Consider the following 3,661-nt stretch of genomic DNA (forward strand, 5'->3'; position numbering starts at 1 on the left):
GTCGTCCAGGTCGGTGACCATGTCGGCTCCCATGTCGATGTCGGTGTATGCAACATCGATCCTGGACGACCTCGCTCTTCAGTCCCACACGACACACCCGTCACATCGCCAGGAATCACTCATCTAGCGGGGCTCGGGCGGCTCAACCAGCTAGCGGGGCTCGGGCGGTTCAACCAGCTAGCGGGGCTCAGGCGGCTCAACCAGCTAACAGGGCTCACGCAGCCTAATCGGATGGCGTGGGGTGTCGCTCAACCGGCTGATGGGGCGGGGCTGAGCAAGACGTCGTGCCTGTGACGAGCGCCGAGGGAAATATTCCCTCGGCGGCTGTCACAGGCACGACGTTCTGTGAGCCTGCTGCCGGACTACGCGGAGCCGGGGTCGGCGGTGGAGACCGGGGCGGCCGAGACGTCGGTGATCGCGTACTTCTCGGCGGCCGCGGCGGGTACCGAGCGGTCGATCTTGCCGTCGCGGGCCAGGGCGGTGAGCACGCCGACGGCGATCGAGGCCGCGTCGACGTTGAACACGCGGCGGGCCGCCGAGCGGGTGTCGGAGAAGCCGAAACCGTCGGTGCCGAGCGTCAGGTAGGTGCCGGGCACATAGGCGCGGATCTGTTCCTGCACGGCGCGCTGGTAGTCCGAGGCGGCCACGAACGGGCCCTCGCCGCGTTCCAGCAGTTCGGTGACCCACGGCTTGCCGACGACGCCCTCGCGCAGCTCCCGCTTGTCGCATTCGACGCCCTCGCGGGCCGGCTCGGTCCACGACGTCACCGAGTAGACGTCGGCGGCTACGTTCCAGTCCTCCGCCAGCATGTCCTGGGCGAGCAGGCCGTCGCCCATGGTGATGCCGGAGACCAGGATGGAGGCGCGGTGCTCGCCGGCTGCGGCGGCCGGGCGGTAGAGGTAGATGCCCTTGCGCAGGCCCTCCAGGTCCAGATCCGCCGGCTCGGCCGGCTGGTGGATGGGCTCGTTGTAGACGGTGAGGTAGTAGTAGATCTTCTCCGGATCGTCCCCGTACATGCGGCGCAGGCCGTCCTCGATGAGGCGGGCCAGCTCGTAGGCGAAGGCCGGGTCGTAGGCGACGACGCCCGGGTTGCTGGCCGCGAGCAGATGGGAATGACCGTCCGCGTGCTGCAGGCCCTCGCCGGTCAGCGTGGTACGACCGGCCGTCGCCCCGATCACGAAGCCGTGCGCCATCTGATCGGCGGCCGCCCAGAAGCTGTCACCGGTCCGCTGGAAGCCGAACATCGAGTAGAAGATGTACAGCGGGATCATCGGCTCGTTGTGGGTCGCGTACGACGTCCCCACGGCCGTGAACGACGCCGTCGAACCGGCCTCGTTGATGCCTTCGTGCAGGATCCGCCCGGTCTGATCCTCCTTGTAGGCGAGCATCAGCTCGGCGTCGACCGACCGGTACAGCTGCCCGGCCGGGTTGTAGATCTTCAGGGTCGGGAACCACGAGTCCATGCCGAAGGTGCGGGCCTCGTCCGGGATGATCGGCACGATGCGCTTGCCGATCTCCGGATCGCGCAGCAGTTCCTTGAAGATGCGGACCAGCGCCATGGTGGTGGCCACCATCTGCTTGCCCGACCCGCCGGAGACGGCGCGCAGCGCCTTGGTGGTGTCCGGCTTCAGCGGCTTCGGGGTCAGGTGCCGCTTGGGCAGGAAACCGCCGAGATGCTCCCGGCGCCCGAGCATGTACTGGATCTCCGGGGAGTCCATGCCGGGGTGGTAGTACGGCGGCAGATACGGGTCGGCCTCGAGCTGCTCGTCGGTGATCGGGATCCGGTTGGTGTCGCGGAAGGCCTTCAGATCGTCGAGCGTCATCTTCTTCATCTGATGGGTCGCGTTGCGTCCCTCGAAGTGGCTGCCCAGGGTGTAGCCCTTGATGGTGTGCGCCAGGATGACCGTCGGCTGGCCCTTGTGGCTGAGGGCGGACTGGTACGCCGCGTAGATCTTGCGATAGTCGTGCCCGCCGCGCTTCAGGTTCCAGATGTCCTGGTCGGTCATGTCCTTGACCAGTTCCTTGGTGCGCGGGTCGCGCCCGAAGAAGTTCTCCCGGATGTAGGCGCCGTCGTTGGCGCGGTAGGTCTGGTAGTCGCCGTCGGGCGTCTTGTTCATCAGATTCACCAGGGCGCCGTCCTGATCCTTCTGGAACAGCGTGTCCCACTCGCGGCCCCACACCACCTTGATCACGTTCCAGCCGGCGCCGCGGAAGAACGACTCCAGCTCCTGGATGATCTTGCCGTTGCCGCGCACCGGGCCGTCGAGGCGCTGCAGGTTGCAGTTGACCACGAACGTGAGGTTGTCGAGGTGGTTGATCGCGGCGATCTGCGCCAGGCCGCGCGACTCGGGCTCGTCCATCTCACCGTCGCCCAGGAAGGCCCAGACGTGCTGCTGCGAGGTGTCGGAGATGCCGTTGTCGTGCAGGTAGCGGTTGAAGCGCGCCTGGTAGATGGCGTTCATCGGGCCGAGGCCCATCGAGACGGTGGGGAACTGCCAGAACTCCGGCATCAGGCGCGGGTGCGGATACGACGGCAAGCCGCCGCCCAGTCCGGCATGGCTGTGCTCCTGCCGGAAGCCGTCCATCCGCGCCGCGTCGATGCGGCCTTCCAGGAACGCGCGCGCGTAGATGCCGGGGGAGGCGTGGCCCTGGATGAAGATCTGGTCGCCGCCGCCGGGGTGCTCCAGGCCGCGGAAGAAATGGTTGAAGCCGACCTCGTACAGCGACGCCGACGACGCGTACGTCGAGATGTGGCCGCCCACCCCGATCCCGGGCCGCTGCGCGCGATGCACCATGATCGCGGCGTTCCAGCGGATGTAGGCGCGGAACCGGCGTTCCATGTCCTCGTCGCCGGGGAACTCCGGCTCCAGTTCGGTCGGGATGGTGTTGACGAAGTCGGTCGAGGTGAGCGACGGCAGTTGTACGCGCTTGTCGTCGGCGCGCTCGAGCATCCGCAGCATCAGGTAGCGGGCGCGCTCGGGGCCGGCGGCCTCCAGCATGGCGTCGAACGATTCCAGCCACTCGTCGGTCTCGGTGGGATCGGCGTCGGCGAGATACGACGCCACTCCGTCCCGGATCACCTGCACGCGATTGGTGCTGGCGGGATGCCCTGCGTTGACTTCGGCCTGGTCGGTCACGATTTCACCTGTCTGCATTCGTCGGTCGGGCCCGTGGGTTCTGGGCCGCGGAAGGATGAGCCACAAGGGGTGCTGCGGCCTCCTCCATCGTGCACGATCTCACAGAGATCGGCAGCGGATGCGGGCGTCACAGCGGATGAATCTCGGCACACGATGCACGCGGCATGACACCGGTGCGGCAGGATGTGAGATCAGGGTCAAAAGACCCGAGGGAGGAGGGAACGTGCGACCGAGTGCGCGCATCATCGCCGTTCCGCTGCTCTGCGCCACCGCGGTGCTGTCCGGCTGCGGCGGTGAGAAGCCGGCACCGCCGCCACAGTCGATCGGGGTCACCACCGTGACCACGCAGTCGCGGGAAGGCATCGACGCCGCCATCGCGGTGTGCCGGCAGGTGATCGAGCTTGTCAACTTTTCCGTGTAAGTCGATCAGGTATTCGATTTATAGGTGATGGTTGATACGGTCTGGATACGCGAGTGAGAGTTGCTCAAGGGCACGTTTCCAGTTAGTGGTGACCGCGCCTTCG

General features: G+C 66.9%; 2 protein-coding genes. One reads left to right on the plus strand and one right to left on the minus strand.

The annotated features are described in order from the left end of the window. Window positions 1-362: 362 nt before the first annotated feature. Window positions 363-3,155: a pyruvate dehydrogenase (acetyl-transferring), homodimeric type gene (gene aceE / locus ACSEEN_RS21230; RefSeq protein WP_371306766.1), complete on the minus strand. Its 2,793-nt coding sequence runs from the start codon at window positions 3,153-3,155 to the stop codon at window positions 363-365. 205 nt (window positions 3,156-3,360) lie between these two features. On the opposite strand from aceE, the gene ACSEEN_RS21235 reads away from it, so the two are divergent. Beyond that, the gene (locus tag ACSEEN_RS21235; protein WP_440714239.1) at window positions 3,361-3,558 is read left to right on the plus strand and encodes a hypothetical protein; all 198 of its coding nucleotides are present in this window, start codon (window positions 3,361-3,363) and stop codon (window positions 3,556-3,558) included. The last annotated feature ends 103 nt before the right edge of the window (window positions 3,559-3,661 follow it).

The sequence above is a fragment of the Gordonia marina genome (assembly GCF_052036135.1).
Classification (GTDB): domain Bacteria; phylum Actinomycetota; class Actinomycetes; order Mycobacteriales; family Mycobacteriaceae; genus Gordonia.

Excerpts from the sequence above, each read along its gene's own strand:
- aceE (WP_371306766.1), bottom strand. The coding sequence starts at position 3,155 with ATGCAGACAGGTGAAATCGTGACCGACCAGGCCGAAGTCAACGCAGGG.